Here is a 4,424-nt window from a genome sequence, read left to right on the forward strand (position 1 = left end):
CTACCGGAACTGGTCTAAACTAACTATGTTATTCTACCACAAATATAGTCTGTCTACTTACGCCGAGCTGTACTAGCCTCTTGTGTGTTTTATGTTGAGAAAGCTAATTAGGGCGATCGACATTCCTGATTTTATGGACGATACTCAACACAGATAATTAAGCCTATTACTAATTCTTGCACAACCGTTTCAGAAACTTTTCCAATACATCTGACAAATCGCTCAGTAGTTACACTCCGAACTTGCAAAACATTGCCTGCTGAGTCTGCATCTAAACAGTTTTCTTAAGTTCGCTGAATGAGAATCATGAAAGGGCGATTTTGAAATTTAGGTTGCCATGTAGCCACAGGAATTATAATCCGCATGGGGATAGAACTAAACATTTCCGAACTAATCACAACTGCAGGACGTGTTTTTTGAATTTCTTGCCCTCGGGTTGGATCAAGTTGTACCAGCCAAACCTCTCCTCGTTTTGGATTAGTAGTCATACTCATTCTCCCAGTCTTCGCTATCGAGTGCCGAAAACTCGGTTAATTCAGGATCTGCCAAAAAATCTTCGGCTGTAGCAGGTATAAATGGTGCTAGTATTTTATGGCGTTCTGCTATTGGCAGGCTAGCAATTTCTCTAAGTGATAGCTTGAGAGTAGGTGCGGTTGTTGACGAACTGTTAGACTCAGAACTTTCGCTGGGTAACTGCTTTTTCTGTTCCGTTTTTTGCACGAGGAATTGTGCAAAGTCGAGCACTTCTTGTTGTTTCTCCCTTGGCAACTGTCGCAGATTCTCTAACACTGCTTGCTCAAAATTAATTGTTTCTGACATTTCAATTACTTTCCCTAAGCTTTTATCGTTTTATTTCTCACGCAGTCAAGTTTTGTAGTTCCATGTTTGCCAATCGCGCCATAATTTTCATCTTTCCCTGTTAGTTCACTTATGACACCGCCAAATCTTGATACTCCCATCATTACTGCCACTAACCAGAGTGTTTCCATCTGGGCTAAAACAGACCGAATTAACATTGGCTGAATGCCCTGTGAGAGTGAAAATTGTGTGTCCATTTTTTAGATTCCACAGTTTGATAGTGTTGTCTCGACTACCACTAGCAATAATTTGTCCATCCGCGCTAATGACAACAGAAAAAACCGGCTGTGAATGCCCAGTGAGAGTGCGAATCTCCTTTGCGGTTTTCAGATGCCAAAGCTTGATAGTGTTGTCTCCACTACCACTAGCAATAATTTGTCCATCCGGGCTGATAGCGACAGACCAAACCGACTGTGAATGCCCTATAAGAGTGCGAATTTCCTGTCCGGTTTTCAGATGCCAAAGCTTGATAGTGTTGTCTCCACTACCACTAGCAATAATTTGTCCATCCGGGCTGATAGCGACAGACAAAACCGACTCTGAATGCCCTATGAGAGTGCGAATTTGTTGCCCGTTTTTCAGATTCCACAGTTTGATAGTATTGTCTTGACTGCCACTAGCAAGAGTTTCTCCGTCTGGACTAAAAGCAAGAGACCGAATTAAAGATGAGTGACCCTTTATGGTTCTAAATTCTTGTCCAGTTTCCAGATTGCACAGCTTAATTTGTTTGTCATAACTGCCACTAGCTAAAATTGTTCCATTAGGGTTAATGGCAACGCAATAAACCGCACCTGAATGCCCAGAAAAAATACTAATCAGCTCTCCTGTATGGAGATTTAAAAGTTTGCTGCAATTTCCACTGCTGTTACTAGCAAAAGTCTTGCCATCTGGACTAATAACTACGCAATCAACAGATGACATACCTACGCCATTAAGAGTTTTTACACATTTGAAGGAGTGAGCTTTTCTAATGATTTTTTCTTCTATTTGGTGTTGGCGTTGGGCTTCAGCTTTGGCAGCCTTTTGAGATTGACGTTCAGCCTCTACTTGCTCCATCAGCTTTTTCAACTCCTGTTCATACTGTTCTCCCTGTCGCCGCTGAATATCCTGAAGAATATCAAAATAAGGTTTTACCCACTCTTCTGCTAATCCATATTCAGCCAATTCATCCTTTAACTTAAATAATAAAGGTTCATAGGCAGGATCAATATTGAGATAATACAAATCCGCTAAAAATCCAGCCAGTAACTTGTGAATCGCCACAATCAACTGCCGAATGATGCGTAGGGCTTTTTTCTCACTTACTCCCGATGCTAAAAGTGCATCTTTTGCCTCTTCCCAGTCAAAAACTTTGGTAGAAAACAGGGAGACTTCCTGATTATTCAGGAATCCCCAAAAGCCGACGCGAAAAGTTACGGCATAGTCGCTGATATCGCTATATAAAATTGTAGTAGGAACCGGAGATAAAATTCGCTGCAAGCGTTCCACATCAATATCACCAATCGACTCAGCGAAATAATCGCTATAAAACTTAACGGGGCGTAAGACATCCTGTTGAGGATAATGCTGTCTGAGAAAATCTCCCACACTTCTCATTTCAATGGGCAAATCTTCACAGAAGGTTTCCGGGCATCGCTTGCTAATTTTGGGCGGTGATAGTAAGATTAAGAGGCGATGTTGCTGCTGAAGTAAAATCTGCTTAGTTTCCTCTCGATTCAACTTAGAAAACCAAGTATCTTTATCCCAAATAGTTTGAATTTCAGCCAGCTTGACCTGAATATCCTTTGCTTGCAATTCCCGCATCAAATCCCGCTGCAAGGCTGCCAGCTTCAGTCTGTCTTCCTGTTCCTGTTCCTGCAACTCAATGCGGCGTGCTGTTTGTGCTACTGTTAGCTTTAACAATTCCCGGTCTCTGGTATCTTTCGCTTTCGCGTATTCCAGCATTTCTTGAGAATAACGCTGTTTTGCTCGCTCTATCTCAGTCGAATCAGATGAGTTATTGGGAGCGGGAATTAGAATATCTCGGTACTTTTGAGAGTTATTGCCGAAGGCTTCTCCTAGTTTGTAGCCGATATTTCGGGCGATGGGTGAGAGCACTCCTGAGATGTAGGGAGCGATAGCGGCGATGATTGTTGGAAGCATAAATCTGGGTGAGGATGCGGTTATTAATAGTGTAGCAGGATGTTAGGAGGTATAATTCGGATGGTTGCCAGATATTCTGCACTTGTTGCTTTTTAGATTTAATTTCATCATTGATACTCCTGGACGCAGAAACCGGGTTTTTTACGGAAATAACGTTACATTTTTTACCGGCAGGTAAAACTCGATCGCTCGCCCGTTTCCCATATCCTAGAAAAACACAGCCACGGCCAAGGCTCAAATCAGCTCGGGATCGATCGCCTTCTCTGTGCGATCGCGCAGGAAACCATCCCTAGTTGATGATGGTTGTAACAGAATTTGTGGGATTATGATTTCTGTGCAATCAGCCTTCTTGCCTTCATGCCAACGAATGATTCTGACCTACAAATCCAAGCGCGAAGAATTCTAGACGCGATTGCTTTCATTCCTTTTGAGCAATGTCAACCCTTGACCCGTGGGTTTGAGACCATTCCTGCGCGTCCTGGCATTTATGCAATCAGGCACAGAACTGATGGATTGCTCTACATCGGTAAAACCAAGAGCTTACGAGGTCGCTTCAGTGGTGGGCACAAAGCTTTTTTGTGGGCATGGCTCGATAAATATAGCGATGAAGACATACGGATTGCAGTACAGACAATTTCTCACTGGCAGAACCCTGCGTTACTATTGGAGCTAGAAGCCATCATTCTAAGAGCTACTGAACCCCCTTACAACGTCCAAATTCCAACTGAGATGTAAATGCCATGCAAGCCAAACTTCAAGAGCAACTTTCCCTCGCTGATGCCGAAGTTATTTTAGGACGTTTTCCTGAACGAATTCGTGCTGCCCTAATTGCTCGTGCTGCTGAAATTGAATACCCAATCGAAGCAGTCATTGAGATGGCGATCGCTAGTTTCCTTGACACAGAGGCATTAGGTTTTGCAGATTGCAAACCGGGACGCGGACAATAACAGCGTCAAGTGGCGCGCCGCGGTCTAACAACCCGGTTGGAGCGGACTACCGAAAGATATTGGTGGTGATGCAAAAGTTATTTCTAGCCACTCAACCGGAAGGTTGCTTTTGGCTGAAACCATGCTTCTAAATTATCTGCCAGTATTGTAACATTAAGCTATTCACCTCTAATTGCTGGAGTTCAATCTATGAGAAAGCCACAAACTGTTAAAGCTTTGGAAGACCTAGGACGGGTTCAACTCTCTAAGAGTTTTTTCATGCGTGAGTTTCTTTATTCAGAAATCTCTCAAATTGAAGGTATCCCTAACATTCCTAGCGATCCTGACTTGGCGATCAAAGCAGGAAAGAATTTGTGTGAGAGGGTGCTTGAACCAATTCAAGATGCGCTCGGTCGGATTAGTAAGCTGATACGCAGCTAGATTGTATAATAGAAATATAAGATAAGCGATCATTAGTTAGAATGTATGCCAGCCAAA

At 42.9% G+C, this 4,424-nt stretch carries 6 protein-coding genes; 3 read left to right on the forward strand and 3 right to left on the reverse strand.

Annotation, left to right across the window (positions count from 1 at the left end):
• Window positions 1-284: 284 nt before the first annotated feature.
• From QUA04_RS28775 to QUA04_RS28785, 3 genes are all read right to left on the reverse strand, one after another.
• Window positions 285-488: a type II toxin-antitoxin system PemK/MazF family toxin gene (locus QUA04_RS28775; RefSeq protein ID WP_333263953.1), complete on the reverse strand. Its 204-nt coding sequence runs from the start codon at window positions 486-488 to the stop codon at window positions 285-287.
• Entirely contained in the window at window positions 478-819 is a 342-nt protein-coding gene (locus QUA04_RS28780) for a DUF2281 domain-containing protein (protein WP_333263956.1), read from the reverse strand. Before QUA04_RS28780 ends, QUA04_RS28775 begins: the two co-directional genes overlap by 11 nt.
• Window positions 820-924: 105 nt before the next feature.
• Window positions 925-3,000 carry a WD40 repeat domain-containing protein gene (locus tag QUA04_RS28785; protein ID WP_333263959.1) on the reverse strand — a complete coding sequence of 692 codons (2,076 nt, stop codon included), beginning with the start codon at window positions 2,998-3,000 and terminating at the stop codon, window positions 925-927.
• 315 nt (window positions 3,001-3,315) lie between these two features.
• On the opposite strand from QUA04_RS28785, the gene QUA04_RS28790 reads away from it, so the two are divergent.
• The 3 genes from QUA04_RS28790 (at window position 3,316) to QUA04_RS28800 (ending at window position 4,367) form a co-directional block, all read left to right on the forward strand.
• The gene (locus tag QUA04_RS28790) at window positions 3,316-3,735 is read left to right on the forward strand and encodes a GIY-YIG nuclease family protein (RefSeq protein ID WP_333263962.1); all 420 of its coding nucleotides are present in this window, start codon (window positions 3,316-3,318) and stop codon (window positions 3,733-3,735) included.
• Between the two features lie 5 nt (window positions 3,736-3,740).
• Window positions 3,741-3,947, forward strand: coding sequence for a hypothetical protein (locus tag QUA04_RS28795; RefSeq protein WP_006631417.1), 207 nt, complete (start codon window positions 3,741-3,743; stop codon window positions 3,945-3,947).
• 189 nt (window positions 3,948-4,136) lie between these two features.
• Window positions 4,137-4,367 carry a hypothetical protein gene (locus QUA04_RS28800; RefSeq protein ID WP_333263964.1) on the forward strand — a complete coding sequence of 77 codons (231 nt, stop codon included), beginning with the start codon at window positions 4,137-4,139 and terminating at the stop codon, window positions 4,365-4,367.
• The last annotated feature ends 57 nt before the right edge of the window (window positions 4,368-4,424 follow it).

It is taken from the genome of Microcoleus sp. S13_C5, assembly GCF_036700845.1.
In the GTDB taxonomy this organism is placed as follows: Bacteria; Cyanobacteriota; Cyanobacteriia; order Cyanobacteriales; family Microcoleaceae; genus Microcoleus.